Here is a 16,468-nt window from a genome sequence, read left to right as displayed (position 1 = left end):
TCGTCACCTCCGCGCCGTTTGTCGCGATCTTGAACCCGTGGGGAAACTTTTTCTCCCCCACAGCCTATGGATGAGAAAACCGCAGGTCAGAGACTTGGTGGCTGGGTGATTGTGTGCTTGTCCACAGAAGTTTCCCCCGTGCCGTGCACAGGATCCGGGGAGTTCTCCACAGCTGTAGGGCAGTCATCCACATGGCCTGTGGATAACCAGATTGGCGGACGGTGCCCACGGGCCTACCGTTGTCCGGCACCCGCCGCCTGTTCCGGTCCGAGAACTCGTCCGAACTCGACGCGCCGTAACCGGAGTCGGGCGTCTCGATTGTCAGAGCTGTGCCGTAAGAAAGAACAGCACAGCAAGGTCCGCGCCGCGGACGGGAGGAGGTGCCGGGGTGAGCATTCCCGAGCCCATGGAAGACCCTTGGGCGGGCTCCGGCCCCAGTGACCTGCTGCCCGCCGCCCGCTCCCGACGGGGTGACGGAAAGGGCCGCGGCCGCGGCGACCGCCCGGAGCGCGACGACGAGGACGGCGGCTCGTGGGCCGGCGGCTTCGAGCGGGTGCCCCCGCAGGACCTGGACGCCGAGCAGTCCGTGCTCGGCGGCATGCTGCTGTCGAAGGACGCCATCGCGGACGTCGTCGAGGTCCTCAAGGGCGAAGACTTCTACCGCCCCGCCCATGAGCTGGTCTATCAGGCGATCCTCGACCTGTACGCCAAGGGCGAGCCGGCCGACCCGATCACTGTCGCCGCCGAACTGACCAAGCGCGGCGAGCTGGCCCGGGTGGGCGGCGCCTCCTATCTGCACACCCTCGTCCAGTCCGTACCGACGGCCGCGAACGCCGAGTACTACGCCGAGATCGTCCACGAGCGCGCGGTCCTCCGGAGGCTGGTCGAGGCCGGCACCCGCATCACGCAGATGGGATACGCCGCCGACGGCGACGTCGACGAGATCGTCAACAAGGCCCAGGCGGAGATCTACGCCGTCACCGAGCAGCGCACCAGCGAGGACTACCTCCCGCTCGGCGACATCATGGAGGGCGCGCTCGACGAGATCGAGGCGATCGGCTCACGCCAGGGCCAGATGACGGGTGTGCCCACCGGTTTCACCGACCTGGATTCCCTGACGAACGGCCTGCACCCGGGCCAGATGATCGTCATCGCGGCCCGTCCCGCCATGGGTAAGTCGACCCTCGCGCTGGACTTCGCACGGGCCTGCTCGATCAAGAGCAATCTGCCGAGCGTGATCTTCTCGCTGGAAATGGGGCGCAACGAGATCGCGATGCGTCTGCTGTCCGCCGAGGCGCGGGTCGCGCTGCACCACATGCGCTCCGGCAGCATGACGGACGAGGACTGGACGCGACTGGCCCGGCGGATGCCCGATGTCTCGGCCGCGCCGCTCTACATCGACGACTCGCCCAACCTCTCGATGATGGAGATCCGCGCCAAGTGCCGCCGCCTCAAGCAGCGCAATGAGCTGAAGCTCGTGGTCATCGACTACCTCCAGCTGATGCAGTCCGGCGGCTCCAAGCGCGCCGAGAGCCGCCAGCAGGAGGTCTCGGACATGTCCCGAAACCTCAAGCTGCTGGCCAAGGAGCTGGAGCTGCCGGTCATCGCGCTCTCCCAGCTGAACCGTGGCCCGGAACAGCGCACGGACAAGAAGCCGATGGTCTCGGACCTCCGTGAATCCGGCTCCATCGAGCAGGACGCGGACATGGTCATCCTGCTGCACCGCGAGGACGCCTACGAGAAGGAGTCCCCGCGCGCGGGCGAGGCCGACCTGATCGTGGCCAAGCACCGTAACGGCCCCACGGCGACGATCACCGTCGCGTTCCAGGGCCACTACTCTCGATTCGTGGACATGGCGCAGACCTGAGCGGGGCCCGTGCGGGGCCTCAGGCCCCGTGTCCCCTTCTCCGCTGTCGCGCCATGTCGGCGGCAGTCCCGACGCTCCGGCTCACTCCGTTACGGGCAGGCACTCGGCGAGCAGATCGACGATGTCGCGCCAGGCCCGCTGGGCGTGCCGTGGGTGGTAGCCGACGCCGGGGCGCACGGTGTGGTCGACCGGTGGGTGGTGGAAGGCGTGCAGCGCGCCGCCGTAGACCGCGAGGCGCCAGTCGACGCCCGCGGCCTGCATCTCGGCGGTGAACGCGTCCCGTTGCGCGGGCGGCATGATCGGGTCTTCCGACCCGACTCCGGCCCACACCGGGCACCGAATGCGCGCCGCCTCGCCCGGCCGGCCCGTGGTCAGCGCGTTGACCGTCCCGATCGCGCGCAGATCGACACCGTCACGTCCGAGTTCCAGCGCGATGGCGCCCCCGGTGCCGTAGCCGACGGCGGCCATCCGGTCGGGATCGGCCCGCGGTTCGGCTCGCAACACGTCGAGCGCTGCGTGGCCGATACCCCGCATCCGGTCGGGGTCGGCCAGCAGCGGCATGCAACGGGCCAGCATCTCCTCGGGGTCCTCCAGACAGCGCCCGCCGTGGAGATCGAAGGCCAGCGCCACGTATCCCAACTCAGCCAGGGCATCGGCTCGACGGCGCTCGACGTCGCTGAGCCCCAGCCCCTCGGGCCCGACCAGGACTGCGGGCCGGCGGTCGACACCGGCGGGGAGTGCGAGGTGCCCGATCATCGTCAGGCCGTCGGCCGGGTATTCGACCGTACGCGTGGTAACCGTCGTCATGAGGCTGGACTGTAGTGATTGTCGAACCCGTTCGGACCGGTCTTCACCGTCGGCGGAATCGTGCGGGTACGGGCCCGTGGGCGGGCACTGCGGCAGGCCCTGGATCCGGCGGAGCACAACGAGTCGTCCGCGCCCGGCACCCGGGGTGCCCTCATTCTCATGGGTCTTCACGCTGACCCGACGAGCGTGGCCGTGCGGCCCACGGTGAGGCCGTCGCGTCCGGCCGGCTCGGCCTCGTCTGCGGTGGCGATCGGTTTCTGGCCGCGGGCACCACGCGTCATCGGCTCAGCTTCGCTCACTCGGCGGGTGGGCTGCCGGCGTTGACCTTCAGGTGGGTTGAAGCTTCAGACTCACGTCCATGGACGACAGCGGAGACCTGTTGAGCATCGGCACCTTTGCGCGGCGGGTGGGGCTGACACCGAGCGCCCTGCGGTTCTACGACGACTGCGGGGTGCTGCGGCCGGCCCGGGTGGACGGTGTGACGGGATACCGGCGTTACGGAGCCGCGCAGGCGGCTCGGGCGGTGCGGCTGAGGCAGTTGCGGGAGGCGGGGCTGCCGCTGGTGGACGTCGCGGTGGTGCTGGACGGGCCCGAGGACGCCGCACACGGAGTGCTGCGGGCTCATCTGGAGCGGATGCGGCGGCACGAGGCGGAGGCACGGGCAGTCGTGGAACGGCTCCTGTCGGAGGCACCAGGAGATGCGGGGTACCACGGGGGCTGGGTGCGGGCGCGGGTCGGCGGCGCCGAACTCGCCAGCGCGGTGCGGCAGGTGGCGCCGGCGGCCGCGACCGGCAAGGCCCGGGAGCGTCACCCCGTGCTCGGCCAGGTGCTGCTCGAACTCAGTGCGGGCGAGCTGCGGTTGGTGGCCACGGACCGCTATCGGCTGGCCGTGCGGGTGCTGCGGCCGACGCAGTTCGCGGGTGGACCACGGCGAGTTCTGATCGATGGGGAGGCGGCCCGGAGCCTGGCGCAGTGGGCCGTACGACAGCGAACGGTCGAGCTGGAGTGCGCGGGGGACGAAGCGCGGATCCGCTTGCGGAGCGGGGCCGAGGAGCGAGAGGTGCCGGCTGGACGTGCCGCTGGTCGTGGTGGTGGCGCGGAGGCAGCGGCGTTTCCGGACTACCGGCTGATGTTGGAGGGACTGGAGGCAGGCCGGCACCGGTTGATCGTCGACCGGGAGGCGCTGCGGGAGGCGGTGGCCGGGCGGGCGGGAGCGGTGTCGTTGTCGGTGGCCGGAGGTGGCACGGGCGACGGCGAGGGCGCTGAGGGCGGTTGTGACAAGGGCTTGGATTCACGTGAAACCGCACTCGGTGCAGCCGCCGAGGTTTCACGTGAAACAGCGCCCCGTGCACCCGCCGAGCCGACGCTGACGGTGTCGGGCGGCGGACGCGAGCCCGTGCGGCTACGCCTCATCGCCGAGGGGCCCGGGCTGTGTATCGCCTTCGACCCGGCGGTGCTCCTGCCCGCGCTGGAGGCGGGAGTGGGGCCGGATGTGTTGCTGGAGATCGCATCGGTGGAGGGTCCCGTCGTGGTGCGCTCCGCCGACCAGGGGAGCTTTACGACGTTGGTGATGCCGGTGCGCCGCAGTGGGACCGAGGACTGACGCATGAGGGCGGAGGAGAGGAGCGTGCCGGTGAATCCGGAACTGCCGGTGGTGCGGCTGTGCGTGGAAGGGATGCAGGCCGAGGCGGAGGGACGGGCCGAGGCGGCACTCGAACTCTTCCAACGGGCCTGGGACACCGCCACGGATGACTATGAGGCGTGCATCGCCGCCCACTACCTCGCACGCCACCAGAGGTCGCCCGAGGACACGCTGCGCTGGAACCAGGAATGCCTGGACCGCGCGGACCGCGTCGGTGACGAGCGGGTGCGGGGCTTCTATCCGTCGCTGTACGTGAACATGGGGCATGCCTGCCGACAGCTGGGCCAACCGGCCCTGGCGCATGCGTATTTCGTGCGGGCAGCGGACAGGGTGAGCGACGCCTTCGAGGGGCAGTACGGGGACTGGAACCGCTTCGCGATCGCGGAAGGATTGCGGAGCACTGCCTCCGCGGTGGCCGAGGCGGGCGACACCGCGCGCCTGGACGTGCCGCCCCGGCTCCTCGACGAGGGGGTGGACGCACGCCTCCGGGAACTGTTCACGCGATGGTGCGCGCGGCCCGACCTCAAGGCGCTGGGGCTGACGCTCCCGGCCTATCTCGGCTACCTCGGCAGGGAGGAGGACCGTATGCGGCTGCGTACCGCGCTGCACATGGTGCATGCCGCACGCTGTTTGCCGCAGGACGAACAGGCCGAGTTGGAGGTGGTGATCGGGGCGGTATCGCACGGCTGAGGGCGATGTTTCTTGCGAGGCGGCTGGGGTGGATCGGCGGAGCGGGAAGCGCGAAGCTGTTCGCCTGCACGGGATCGGCCGAGTCGAATCTGCTGAGGAGCGCCATGACCACCACCCAGTCCGCGGATTCCCTTGACGCCGGGGCGAGCACGCCGGAATCGGCCGGCCGGGCGCCGGTGCCCTTCGATACACCCGCGGAGTTCGCGGAGTTGCTGCCCCAGACGCGGCGGGCGCTGCTGCGGCGGCTGGCGGGTGGCCAGGCCGAAGGGCGGGCGCCTTCGATGATGGGAGCGGTCGTCCGGGACGGACGTGCGGTGTGGACCGGCGCCCGGAGTTCGGTCGAGGGGGAGGTCCCACACCCCGATGTGCAGTACCGGATCGGCTCCCTCACCAAGACCTTCGTCGCCGTGCTGGTGATGCGGTTGCGGGACGAGGGGCTGCTGCGGCTGGCGGACCCGGTCGGCAAGCACCTGGAGGGCACCCCGGTTCCGGACGCCACGGTCGCTCAACTCCTCGCGCACAGTGCCGGGCTGGCGGCGGAAACAGGTGGGCCCTGGTGGGAGCGGACGCCTGGCACACTGCGCCCGGAGCCGGCAGACCTCTTCGGCGAACGCCCGCAGCGGCTCCCCGTAGGCCGGTGGCACCACTACTCCAACCCCGGATATGCGCTGCTCGGAGCGCTGGTCGAACGGGTGCGTGGCGGTGTGCCGTGGAACGAGGTGCTGCGCCGCGAAGTACTGGAACCGCTGGGCATGGGGCGTACGACGCTGGAGCCCGAGACGCCGCACGCCGGTGGCTGGGCGGTGCATCCGTGGGCCGATGTGATGCTGCCGGAACCGGCGCAGGACACCGGGCTGATGGCCCCCGCGGGGCAGCTGTGGTCGACGCTGGAGGACCTGTGCCGCTGGGCGGCGTTTCTGCTGCGGGGCGACGAGCGGGTGCTGAGCGCATCGAGCCTGGCCGAGATGCGGAGGCCGGCCGTGCCGCCGGAGGAGTCCGCCGGACAGTCGGGGTACGGGCTCGGGCTCCAGCTCCTACGGCGTGAAGGGCGCCCGTTGTTCGGGCACTCCGGCTCGATGCCCGGCTTCCTGGCGTCGCTGTGGGCGGATGCGGAGGAGGATGTCGCCGGCATCGTGCTCGCCAACTGCACATCGGGGCCGGCTGTCTCGGCGATTGCCATCGATCTCGCCGGAATCGTCAGCGAGCACGAACCCCGGATCCCCGAGCCCTGGCGCCCGCAGCCCGGACCGCTCGATCCGGAGCTGCTGGCGCTGACCGGGCCCTGGTACTGGGGCGCGAACCCCCACGTGCTCCGGCTGCGCGCGGAGCGCGCGCTGGAGCTCACGCCGCTGTCGGGGCAGGGCCGCTCCTCCCGGTTCCGGGCCGAGGAGGACGGCACCTGGACCGGACTGAACGGCTATTACGAGGGCGAGACAATGCGGGTGGTGCGGGAGCGGGACGGCTCGGTCAGCCATCTGGACCTCGGCACCTTCGTGTTCACCCGCGGGCCGTACGAGCCGACGGCGCCGGTACCGGGCGGGGTGGACCCGGGTGGCTGGCGGCCGTGAGCCCGCTCAGGCTGTGACCGGGCCCGTACGGCAGCGGCTCGGCGGTCGGACGTACAGTCGAGGCCAGACGTCAGGAGCCGCGCCGAGGCGGCTCGCTACCGCTGGAAGGCCCTGGTGACTGCTGTGTCTGACCCCACCGCGAACTCCGCTGCCCCGGACCTGCTCGACCTGCCGCCGCTCACCGCGGCCCGCTTCGCGCAGATCGAGGACAAGGTGGCCGCGCTGATGCGCACCCGCTGCGATGTCGTGGCGATGCAGGGCGAGGCGCTGCTGCCGCTGGAGGCGTGTATCCGCTCGGCCGTACGGCCCGGCAGCACCGCGCTGAACATCATCACCGGGCCGTACGGCGAGACCTTCGGCGGTTGGCTGCGGTCGTGCGGGGCCGAGGTGATCACCCTCAGCGCACCGTTCACGGGTGCGGTGGACCCGCAGCAGGTGGCGGACGCACTGCGTGAGCATCCCGAGATCGATTTCGTGAGCCTGGTGCACGCGGAGGCGGCTACCGGGAACACCAATCCCGTTGCGGCCATCGCCGAGGTGGTCCGGGAGCACGGTGCGCTGCTGATGCTGGACGCGGTCGCCTCGGTGGGTGCCGAGCCGCTGCTGACCGATGAGTGGGGTGTGGACCTCTGTGTGATCGGCGGGCAGAAGGCACTGGCCGGGCCCGCCGGCGTGTCCGTGGCATCGGTCAGCGCCCGCGCCTGGGAGCGGATTGCTGCCAATGAGCAGGCTCCGCGACGCTCGTACCTCTCGCTGCTGGACTGGAAGGAGCGCTGGATCGACGGCGGACGTACCGCTCTGCCGCACGCTCCGGCGCAGCTGGAGATGCTCGCCCTGGAACAGGCGGCAGACCGTATCGACGCCGAGGGCCTGGATGGGGTCATCGCCCGGCACCGGGCGGCGGCCGCCGCCACGCGGGCCGGGGTACGGGCGCTGGGCGGGCTCACCCCCTATGTCGTACGTGACGAGGACGCGGCGCCGGCCGCGACGACGCTCCGCGCCCCCGAGGGAGTCGACGCGCGGGAGATCGTGACAGCCGCGCTCGCCGTCGACGCTGCAGTGCCGGTACAGGCCGCGGCGGGCACGCTGGCCAAGGAGATGATCCGGGTGAACCACTATGGCCGCGCCGCGGACCGGGCGGTGGTCACGGCGTCGTTGGTGGCGCTGGCTGGCGGGCTGCGGGCACTCGGGGTGTCCGTGGACGCTGAGGGTGCGGCGGTGGCTGCGGGCGAGGCATGGGATGCCGTAGCCACCCACTGATCCGTTGTGCGGAGGGTCGTGTTTCACGTGAAACACGACCCTCCGCCCTTTGTCTCTGCAGCGGCCTGGTTTCACGTGAAACCAGGCCGCTTTTGCGTTTCGCGCCCCGAGGGCACGTGGCTGCTCCTCGACTATCTACCGGTGCTCCAAGTTCCTTGCGAGAGGCCGTAGTTGGTGCTGTTCGTTGAGGCGCGGACGAGATGGCGTGCACCGCGGAGGCGGCCTCGTCTGCGAGGAAAGGAGCCCGCGACCGTCTTGTGTCGTCGGGAGCAGTCCGGTGGCGCCCCGGCAGCTCCGGCAGGAGGCTTGATGCTGACGGCGCCCTCCTTGGGCCGGCCGACGCGAAGGCCCGGCCCCCAGACGCTCAGTGATCTTGCTGAGAGCCTCCCTTAGAATCGGAATGGGCGACCCGCTTGATGTCGCGGCAGCCCACCCGGGACGAGAACGTTTCTCAGGAGGCTCGGCGATGCCGGATGGTGGCGTGGCGCGTGAGGTGACGGCCCCGCGTGCGGACGCCCGACGGAATCGGGCGCTCGTGCTCCAAGCGGCCCGATTCGCCTTCGAGGAACAGGGGTTGGGAGTCCCCCTCGGGGAGATCGCGCGCCGCGCAGGGGTCGGGGCAGGAACGGTATACCGCCATTTCCCTTCCAAGGAGGCCCTGTTCAGAGCGGCCGTGGTGGAGCGGATCGAGCTTTTCACCGACACCGCAAGGGACTTGGTCGATGCCGAGGACCCTGGTGCCGTGTTCTTTCGCTTCCTTGCCTCGGTGGTGCGGCTCACGTCTCGGAACAAGGCGCTGTGTGACGCGCTGGAGGCGGCCGGCGCAGGGCGCTTCACCCCGTCCCCAGGAGCCGGGCAGGACTTCGACGAGGCGCTGGAAGCCCTGCTGACCAGGGCCCAACAGGCAGGCGCCGTAAGGCAGGACGTTGGTATGGCGGACCTCAGGGCGCTGCTCGTGGGCTGCCTCTCGATGGAGCGGGCCCGGGCCGCGGGAGGCTCGCAGGCCGAAGCCCCCGGGCGGATGACGGCGCTGATGTGCGACGCGCTGCGGGCGACGCCGACCGTAACGAAACTTCCGCCGGAGGGCGAAAAGCGTAACGAATCTCGATGTGAGGTGTGTGGGGCGGCGCTCGCGGTGGCCCGCACGGGACGCCCGGCACGCTACTGCGGCGGCGCGTGCCGACAGAAGGCCCACCGGGCGCGGGGACGTACGCGGCGCCCCTGAGACCGCCGGGCGCCGGTCGCCCGTTGCTTGCCGCCCGTCGGCGCTTGTCCGTCAGAGTGCGAGCTTGAAGCCCAGGTGGGATGCCTCGAAGCCGAGCCGTTCGTAGAAGCGGTGCGCATCGACCCGGGTCGCGTCGGAGGTGAGCTGCACCATGTGGCAGCCGAGCGTGCGCGACTCCGCGACCGCCCACTCGATGAGCTGGCTGCCGAGCCCGCTGCCGCGCTCGTCGCGATGGATCCGCACGGCCTCGATGATCGAGCGGGTGGCACCGCGCCGGGACAGGCCGGGAATGACCGTGAGCTGGAGAGTTCCGATCGTTCGTCCCTCGCGCACAGCGACCACCAGGTGCTGCTGCGGGTCGGCGGCCAGCGTCTTGTATGCGGTGCGATACGGAGCCAGGTCGTCCGGCGATTCACGGGTGGCGCCGAGCGGGTCATCGGCGAGCATCGCGACGATGGCGGGCAGATCGGCCTCGGTGGCGCGGCGTATCTCGATATCGCTCATGGGCGCGACCCTATGCCGTGTGTTCACGGGGAGGGCAGGCAGGCGCCCGGGCGGTGTTGGCCCGTCCGGTACCGGCCCGCCCCCTTCCCGCGGCGTCAGCGGGCGGGCGGCGCGAGCGTTTCGACGGCCGTCACCAGCGGTGCCAGCTCGGGCCGCCGCCCGGCCTCCTGGAGGGCTTCCCGCAGGGCGCCGTCGTGCGTGGGTCGTGCCTCCACCAGGAGCGCGAGGCCGTCGGGCGTGACGTTGGTGTAGATGCCGCGGCGGTCGTCGGGGCACAGATAGCGCGAGAGCAGTCCGCGCTCCTCGAGCCGGGTGACCAGGCGGGTGGTGGCGCTCTGGCTGAGGACGACGGAGTCCGCGACCTGGTGCATCCGCAGGTGACCGCCCGGCCCGTCGTGCTGCTCGCTGAGCACGTTGAGGACCGAGAACTCGCGGACGCTGAGGTCGTGGCCGGCCTGCAGTGCGCGCTCGATGTGCGACTCGATGCGGCTGTGCAGGGCGGAAAGCGCGCACCAGCCCTGCGCGAGGCCGGGCTCCGGTGCCGGCGGGCAGCCGGGCGCGTCCGCTGCCACCTGCCGGACCGCTGGCTGCTCCCGCTCTTCTTGCTTCTCGCGCGTCTGCTGCGTCATCGAAGACCTCCTCAAGGGGCGCACTCACCAGGATAGGCCACGATCGAAATATCCGGCGCTTGCAATTAACCCGCGTCTGCAATTATTGTGGACGCTCGTAAGGGACGGACGCAATCATTCGAAGGGATCCGTCATGCCTCTCGCACTCCTGGCTCTTGCCATCGGTGCCTTTGGGATCGGCACGACCGAGTTCGCGGTCATGGGCCTGCTGCCCGACATGGCGGCCGGCTTCGGTGTCTCCATCCCCCTCGCCGGATACGCGACCACGGTCTACGCGCTCGGTGTGGTGATCGGCGCCCCGCTGATGACCGCGCTGGGCACGCGCTTCACCCGCAAGCAGATGCTGACCCTCCTGATGGGCCTCTTCATCGTCGGCAACCTGTTCACGGGCCTCGCGCCGAACTTCTGGATCATGTTGGTAGGCCGGATCGTTGCCGCCTTCACGCACGGCGCCTTCTTCGGCATCGGCGCACTCGTGGCCGCCGATCTGGTCGCACCGCAGAAGCGCGCCACCGCCATCTCACTGATGTTCAGCGGCCTGACCATCGCCAACGTCGTGGGCGTGCCGGCCGGCACGATGCTCAGCCAGCACGCGGGCTGGCGCACCACCTTCTACGCCATCACCGCGCTCGGTGTGATCGGACTGCTCGGCATCGTCAAGCTGATCCCGGCGCATCAGGCGAAGGCAGCTTCCTCCATAGGCAAGGAACTCGCGGTCTTCCGCAACCCGCAGGTCGGTCTCGCGATGCTGATGACCATCCTCGGCTTCGGCGGTGTCTTCGCGGCCGTCACCTATCTCGCCTCGATGATGACCGAGGTCACCGGCTTCGCACCGTCCTCCGTCATCTGGCTGACGGCCGTCTTCGGACTCGGCATGGTCGGCGGAAACCTGGTCTCCGGACGCTTCACCGACCGCGCCATGATGCCGATGCTGTACGTGTCGATGTCAGGTCTGGCGCTCTCGCTGGCCGCGTTCAACTTCACCGCACACAACAAGATCGCGGCGACCGTCACCATCGCACTGATCGGCATCTTCGGCTTCGCGACCGTGCCGCCACTGCAGAAGCGGGTGATGGACCAGGCGGCCGCGGCGCCCACCCTCGCCTCGGCCGGCAACATCGCGGCCTTCAATTTCGGTAACGCACTGGCCGCTTGGCTCGGCGGGCTCGTCATCTCGGCTGGCCTCGGCTACACCGCGCCCAACTGGGTCGGCGCGCTGATGACCGTCGTGGCCCTCGGAGTAGCGATATTCGCCTCCCTCCTGGAGCGCCGTCAGAGCGGCCGCAGCCAGGTCGTGCACGCGGGCGGGCCCGCACTGGTCGCCGACGAACCCGTAGCGGTGGGACAGAGCTGACAGCTGAGGGCACCGCGCCCGGCGGACGCCCATCGCCACCACGGATCGCACACCTCGCTCCGACCATCACCAGACTGCGTGCCTCACCCCCAGCACCAGGACCACCAGGACCGGCAGCACCGCCAGGACCGGCAGTGCCGCATGTGCTGCCGCACCCCATCGAACTCCCCCAAGGACACCCCGATGAGCACCACCACCCCCACCCCCACCTCGACCTCCCCCTCCACTTCTGCCTCCGGCGCTCCCTCCAGCTCGGCTGCCGTGCCGGCGGTCCGGCCGCTGACCACCGGTGATGCCGAAGCCCTGATCGAGGCCGCCGTCCGGGCCGCCGACGACGTGGGCGTACGGGGGAGCGTCACCGTGCTCGACGCGGGCGGTCATCTGCTCGCCTTCCGCCGGGACGACGCGGCCGTGTTGATCTCCGGTGAGACCAGCACCCGCAAGGCGTACACCGCGCTCCAGCTGGACGCGCCGACCGCCGATCTGGTCGATCTCGTACGACCCGACGGCCTGTTCCACACGCTGCCCACGGCGCTGGACCGGCCGCTGCTCTTCCTGGCGGGTGGTGTGCCGCTCCACCGGGACGGCCGGCTGATCGGTGCGATCGGCGTCGGTGGTGGCGCCCCCGAGCAGGACCACCGGATCGCCGGTGCGGCGATAGCGGAGCTGGGCCTCGCCTGACCTCACGGCACGTCGTCCGCCGGCGGAGCTGCCCGCCGGCGGGGCACGCCATTAGCGGAGCTGTCCGCCGGAGGGCGGCGGCGTCGGCGGGCCCGGGCCATCTGCGTATCGTCCGCTAGCCAACGGCCGTCCCCTATTTGCCGCTCCCCTGTGTCCGGTGCGCCAGGTCCACCCGGTGCACCCGGTGCGCGCGGGCCTCGGTCGCCTGAGCCTCGCGCAGCCGTCGGCCTCGTGCCGTCAGCCCCCAAGGCTTGAGTACGGAGATCGCAGTGAGGAAGAAGTAGGTGGCCGTGGCGACGGCCGGTGCGACGACGAGATCGATGGCGGGCGCGGGGTTGCCCGCGACCGCTTCGGCGGCCTGGTGGTTGATGCCCGGTCGCAGTGCGAAGACCGACAACAGCACGGTCGCGAGCGTCAGCCAGAACTTGAGGTGGACCCAGCGATGCCTGGCCAGCCCCCAGGAGGTGCCCAGTGACAGCACCAGTCCGCTGACCAGCGTCACCAGGGCGATGGGCAGGACCAGCCAGTCACCGAAGATCTTCATCGCTCGGTACGCGGTTGTAGCCGTATCAGGGGAGCCGGTCGTCCAGCCCGTGAGGCCGAGTGCCAGCAGCCCGAGGGTCAGGCCGAGCCAGCTGACGGATACGGCGACATGGAGGACGAGGAGACTTCGGCGGACGGGGCGGGTGAGCTGCTGCATACCGTCCACGGTCGCGGTCGGCGCCCCGCCGTACATCTGCCCGCGGGAGTAACCCCGCATACGCGACCTTGAGTACGGCCACCCCAGCCCCCAACCCCAGAGCCCTCGGATACCCAGCCCCCGACGCCAGCCTCCAGCCCCTCAGACCCCAGCCCCCCAGTCCCCAGCCCCGAGATTCCCTCATCCCTCAGTCTCCTCACCCCCTCCCTCCCCGTCCCGGTGCATGCGTCCTACGCTCCTCGCTCATGGGGAAACTGCATCTGTTCGACATGGACGGGACTCTGCTCTACGGGTCCGCGGCCGCGGTGGAGATCGCCCGGCAACTCGGCATGGAGCGGGAGACCGCGGAGCTGGAGCGCGGGTTTGCCGCGGGGCAGCTGACGCCGCTGCAGTACGCGCAACGGTCGTGTGAGCTGTGGGCGGCGGAGTTGACCGAGCTTCATGTGGCGGCGGCCTTCGACGGTGCGCCCTGGCTGACCGGTATTCGGGAGGTCTGGGCGGATATCCGCGCGCGTGGTGAACGCTGCGCCGTGATTTCTCTCTCGCCCAGTTTCTTCGTCGATCGTCTGCTGTCCTGGGGCGCCGACACCGCGCACGGTTCGCTGTGGCCCGCCGTGCCGTTCAGGGAGCCGGTGCAGCCGGCCGGCATCCTCTCGTCGGCGGCGAAGGTGCGTATCGCGGATGAACTCTGCGCGCAGTACGGGCTGACGCGGGCCGACTGTGTGGCGTACGGCGACTCCCTGTCGGACACCGCACTGTTCGCGGCGGTGCCCCGGTCGGTGGCCGTGAACGCCGATCACCATGTCAGTGGCCTGGCTTGGGCTGCGTACGCGGGGCGGGATCTGCGCGGGGCCTATGAACTGGTCCGTACCGGTGAGTAATTCCTGGCTTTCTTCGGGGAATGGCCCCTTCAACGGAGGGAAAAGGCCATCTGTGGGAAGGATCACCGAAATCGGAGGTGCCGCGCGGAGTGTTCCAAGATCAGGGCTTGTGGTTTCAACTACTGCCGGTATGGTCGAGTCCGGCTTGGCGGGGTAAGGGCTTCCGCGGGCCGCGAACGACGGGCAAAGCTCATCAGCGTAGCGGTGAAGCGGCCCGTGACACCCGGACTTCCGGCTATTTGTCCGTTCTGATGAGCAGGGGTGGCATGGTGCTGACACGCCGTCTGCCCCGCGTTGTCGCAGGGAAGTGGGTTTTGTCCGCTTTAGCGGGTGTTGCCGGGATCGCTTGAGGCGTTGAAGAATTCCGGGACAGGGCGGGGGAATTGCGGGCAGTTCCGCTTCACGGAACTGCGAAGTCAACCGAAAGACGTTCGAGGCGAGGCAGACCATGGACGCTCCGACCACCACGTCGGCCGATAACGGCTCTTCTGGCGGCAGCAGTGGCGATTGGGGTTGGTTCACTCCGCCGGCGAAGAAGTCCTCCGGTGAACAGCAGGAGCGACAGGACGGTCAGGGCCGCCCGGACGAGGACGGCCGTACCGAACCGGACGGCCGGGGTGAGTACGACGACCACAGCGACCGCGACGACCACTATGACCGCGACGACCACAACGGCCACGGTGAGCGCGCTCTTCGTGAGAACCGCGGCGACTTCGGCGATCGGTACGACGGGGACGGGCCGTACGGCGGCAATGCCTCCTACAGTGGCAATGCCCCCTACGGCGGCAATGCCCCGTACGACGGGAACAGACCGTATGGCGGGAATGCCCCGCACGGTGCCGGTGAACGCGGCGGCCAGGAGCGGATACCCAGTCGGCCGGTCAATCCGATCCGGCCGGTAGGCACCGCCGCCGCACGTGAACGTGAGGCCGAACCGGCGCAGGCCCCCCAGCCGCGCCACGAGACGGCCCCGCACCCCACCGCCCCGTCTCCCGCGCCCGCCGCCCCCTACGCCGAGCAGCCGGCGACTCCCTTCGCCGAGCAGCCCGCCGCCGCGGACCCCGGGTACCTGGACCCCTTCTCCCCGTACGCGCCGCCGCGCCGGGAGCCCGAGCCCGCCCGTGACCAGCAGCCGACCCTTGACCAGCAGCCGGCCCGTCCGTCCGTATGGGAGCGCGAGCCCGTGCGGGGCCGTGAGCCCGAACCCGTCCACGAACCGGCGCGCCCCGGCAGTGCGGCCCCGGCCCCCGGCCCGGGCCCCGCCCAGACCTCCGTCCCCGCGCCGGCCCCGCAGGCCCCCGCGCCTGCGCCAGCCGCATCGGCCCCCGCGCCGGCCCCCCAGCCCCCCGCGCCCGCGCCCGCCGTCCAGGACGAGGTCGCCGCGGCCCCGTACTTCGCGCCCAAGCAGCGCCCGGCCGTGCCGGCCGCCGAGCCCTCGCTCGAGGCCCTGCACACCTCGGCCGCACCCGCGGCATCCGCTTCGCCCGACGCGCTGCTCATCCGCCGCACCATGGCCGAGATCGAGCCGGTGGCCGACAAGGTCACGTCGTACTTCTACGCGTTGCTGTTCGTCCAGCACCCCGACCTGCGGGCGCTCTTCCCGGCCTCGATGGACGCCCAGCGCGACCGGCTGTTCAAGGCGTTGCTCACCTCCGCCCAGCACGTCGACAACGCCGCCGTGCTCAAGGCGTACCTCGCCAACCTCGGCCGCGGCCACCGCAAGTACGGCACCCAGCCCGACCACTACCCCGCGGTCGGCGAGTGCCTGCTCAACGCACTGGCGCGGTACGCGACGTCCAGTTGGGGGCCGGAGACCGAGGCCGCGTGGGTGCGCGCGTACACCGCGATCTCCCAGATCATGATCGACGCGGCGGCCGAGGACGAGGCCGTGGCGCCCGCGTGGTGGCAGGCCGAGGTCGTCTCGCACGAGCTGCGCACCCCCGACATCGCGGTGGTGACGGTCCGCCCCGACCAGCCCTACCCGTTCCGCGCCGGCCAGTACACCAGCGTGGAAACCCCCTGGTGGCCACGGGTCTGGCGGCACTACTCCTTCGCCTCCGCACCGCGCTCCGACGGTCTGCTGTCGTTCCACGTCAAGGCGGTTCCGGCGGGCTGGGTCTCCAACGCGATGGTGCACCGCGCCCGTCCCGGTGACGTCATCCGGCTCGGCGGGCCGGCCGGCTCGATGACCGTCGACCACTCCACCCGCAACGGCCTGTTGTGCGTCGGCGGCGGTACCGGCATCGCGCCCATCAAGGCGCTGATCGAGGACGTCGCGGAACACGGCATCCGCCGGCCCGTCGACGTCTTCTACGGTGCCCGCACCGATCACGACCTCTATGACCTGGACACCATGCTGCGTCTGGAGCAGACCCACCAGTGGCTCTCGGTCCGCCCGGTGGTCGCCAACGGGCCCGCGGTGCGGGGCGGGACCAGCAGTGCGACCGGTCAACTGCCGGACGCCGTGCGGCAATACGGGCCCTTCCGCGAGTACGACGCCTATCTTTCCGGGCCGCCCGGCCTGATCCGTAGCGGCGTGGACGCTTTGGTGGGGGTCGGCATCCCGACCGACCGCATACGGCACGACTCCATTGAAGAGCTGGTCGCGGCAGGAGATTGAGGTCTTGGCAGCACAAGGCGAACACGGGCCGACAGGGGAG

Annotated in this window: 14 protein-coding genes and 1 pseudogene; 11 read left to right on the top strand and 4 right to left on the bottom strand. The window is 70.6% G+C overall.

The genetic code is table 11. From position 1 onward, the window contains the following. Window positions 1-388: 388 nt before the first annotated feature. A complete protein-coding gene (gene dnaB, locus SL103_RS35480; RefSeq protein WP_077192946.1) occupies window positions 389-1,867 on the top strand; it encodes a replicative DNA helicase in 1,479 nt (492 codons plus the stop codon). Between the two features lie 81 nt (window positions 1,868-1,948). Here the strand turns inward: dnaB and SL103_RS35475 are convergent, their stop codons facing one another. Continuing rightward, window positions 1,949-2,674, bottom strand: coding sequence for a dienelactone hydrolase family protein (locus tag SL103_RS35475; protein WP_069573173.1), 726 nt, complete (start codon window positions 2,672-2,674; stop codon window positions 1,949-1,951). 358 nt (window positions 2,675-3,032) lie between these two features. Between SL103_RS35475 and SL103_RS35470 the strand changes: the two genes are divergently transcribed. The 6 genes and pseudogenes from SL103_RS35470 (at window position 3,033) to SL103_RS35450 (ending at window position 9,059) form a co-directional block, all read left to right on the top strand. Further along, a complete protein-coding gene (locus SL103_RS35470) occupies window positions 3,033-4,277 on the top strand; it encodes a MerR family transcriptional regulator (RefSeq protein WP_069573172.1) in 1,245 nt (414 codons plus the stop codon). A 24-nt stretch (window positions 4,278-4,301) separates the two neighbouring features. Beyond that, on the top strand, window positions 4,302-5,006 hold the full coding sequence (locus SL103_RS35465; RefSeq protein ID WP_244304123.1) for a hypothetical protein: 705 nt from the start codon (window positions 4,302-4,304) through the stop codon (window positions 5,004-5,006). Window positions 5,007-5,110: 104 nt separating this feature from the next. Beyond that, entirely contained in the window at window positions 5,111-6,574 is a 1,464-nt protein-coding gene (locus tag SL103_RS35460) for a serine hydrolase domain-containing protein (RefSeq protein WP_079146154.1), read from the top strand. A 123-nt stretch (window positions 6,575-6,697) separates the two neighbouring features. After that, window positions 6,698-7,834 carry a pyridoxal-phosphate-dependent aminotransferase family protein gene (locus tag SL103_RS35455; RefSeq protein ID WP_432215414.1) on the top strand — a complete coding sequence of 379 codons (1,137 nt, stop codon included), beginning with the start codon at window positions 6,698-6,700 and terminating at the stop codon, window positions 7,832-7,834. 400 nt (window positions 7,835-8,234) lie between these two features. Then, window positions 8,235-8,495: pseudogene (locus SL103_RS39120) on the top strand (helix-turn-helix domain-containing protein); the annotation flags it as partial. A gap of 12 nt (window positions 8,496-8,507) precedes the next feature. Continuing rightward, window positions 8,508-9,059, top strand: coding sequence for a TetR/AcrR family transcriptional regulator (locus tag SL103_RS35450; protein WP_244304269.1), 552 nt, complete (start codon window positions 8,508-8,510; stop codon window positions 9,057-9,059). A gap of 51 nt (window positions 9,060-9,110) precedes the next feature. Here SL103_RS35450 and SL103_RS35445 read toward each other — a convergent pair whose 3' ends face one another. After that, complete coding sequence (locus tag SL103_RS35445; RefSeq protein ID WP_069573167.1) at window positions 9,111-9,563, bottom strand: GNAT family N-acetyltransferase; 453 nt, start codon at window positions 9,561-9,563, stop codon at window positions 9,111-9,113. Window positions 9,564-9,658: 95 nt separating this feature from the next. Continuing rightward, entirely contained in the window at window positions 9,659-10,192 is a 534-nt protein-coding gene (locus SL103_RS35440; protein WP_069573166.1) for a MarR family winged helix-turn-helix transcriptional regulator, read from the bottom strand. Window positions 10,193-10,325: 133 nt separating this feature from the next. Here SL103_RS35440 and SL103_RS35435 point away from each other — a divergent pair, with 133 nt between their 5' ends. Together SL103_RS35435 and SL103_RS35425 are read left to right on the top strand one after the other, a co-directional pair. Next, window positions 10,326-11,546, top strand: coding sequence for an MFS transporter (locus SL103_RS35435; RefSeq protein WP_069573164.1), 1,221 nt, complete (start codon window positions 10,326-10,328; stop codon window positions 11,544-11,546). A 183-nt stretch (window positions 11,547-11,729) separates the two neighbouring features. Then, on the top strand, window positions 11,730-12,227 hold the full coding sequence (locus SL103_RS35425; protein ID WP_079146153.1) for a GlcG/HbpS family heme-binding protein: 498 nt from the start codon (window positions 11,730-11,732) through the stop codon (window positions 12,225-12,227). 133 nt (window positions 12,228-12,360) lie between these two features. On the opposite strand, the gene SL103_RS35420 is transcribed toward SL103_RS35425, so the two are convergent. Next, the gene (locus SL103_RS35420) at window positions 12,361-12,927 is read right to left on the bottom strand and encodes a DUF2269 domain-containing protein (protein ID WP_069574430.1); all 567 of its coding nucleotides are present in this window, start codon (window positions 12,925-12,927) and stop codon (window positions 12,361-12,363) included. A gap of 245 nt (window positions 12,928-13,172) precedes the next feature. Between SL103_RS35420 and SL103_RS35415 the strand changes: the two genes are divergently transcribed. Continuing rightward, a complete protein-coding gene (locus tag SL103_RS35415) occupies window positions 13,173-13,808 on the top strand; it encodes an HAD family hydrolase (RefSeq protein WP_069573161.1) in 636 nt (211 codons plus the stop codon). Window positions 13,809-14,256: 448 nt separating this feature from the next. Next, window positions 14,257-16,428 (top strand): globin domain-containing protein, encoded by a 2,172-nt coding sequence (locus SL103_RS35410; protein WP_432215382.1) that lies wholly within the window; start codon window positions 14,257-14,259, stop codon window positions 16,426-16,428. Window positions 16,429-16,468 lie beyond the last annotated feature (40 nt).

The sequence above is a fragment of the Streptomyces lydicus genome (assembly GCF_001729485.1).
GTDB classification, from domain to species: domain Bacteria; phylum Actinomycetota; class Actinomycetes; order Streptomycetales; family Streptomycetaceae; genus Streptomyces; species Streptomyces lydicus_D.
This window is presented reverse-complemented; position numbering and strand designations above follow the sequence as displayed.

Bases quoted from the DNA above. Each gene is read 5' to 3' on its own strand.
- SL103_RS35470 (WP_069573172.1), top strand. From the start codon at position 3,033: ATGGACGACAGCGGAGACCTGTTGAGCATCGGCACCTTTGCGCGGCGG.
- SL103_RS35445 (WP_069573167.1), bottom strand. From the start codon at position 9,563: ATGAGCGATATCGAGATACGCCGCGCCACCGAGGCCGATCTGCCCGCC.
- SL103_RS35425 (WP_079146153.1), top strand. From the start codon at position 11,730: ATGAGCACCACCACCCCCACCCCCACCTCGACCTCCCCCTCCACTTCT.
- SL103_RS35415 (WP_069573161.1), top strand. From the start codon at position 13,173: ATGGGGAAACTGCATCTGTTCGACATGGACGGGACTCTGCTCTACGGG.
- SL103_RS35420 (WP_069574430.1), bottom strand. From the start codon at position 12,927: ATGCAGCAGCTCACCCGCCCCGTCCGCCGAAGTCTCCTCGTCCTCCAT.
- SL103_RS35435 (WP_069573164.1), top strand. From the start codon at position 10,326: ATGCCTCTCGCACTCCTGGCTCTTGCCATCGGTGCCTTTGGGATCGGC.
- SL103_RS35460 (WP_079146154.1), top strand. From the start codon at position 5,111: ATGACCACCACCCAGTCCGCGGATTCCCTTGACGCCGGGGCGAGCACG.
- SL103_RS35475 (WP_069573173.1), bottom strand. From the start codon at position 2,674: ATGACGACGGTTACCACGCGTACGGTCGAATACCCGGCCGACGGCCTG.
- SL103_RS35410 (WP_432215382.1), top strand. From the start codon at position 14,257: ATGGACGCTCCGACCACCACGTCGGCCGATAACGGCTCTTCTGGCGGC.
- SL103_RS35440 (WP_069573166.1), bottom strand. From the start codon at position 10,192: ATGACGCAGCAGACGCGCGAGAAGCAAGAAGAGCGGGAGCAGCCAGCG.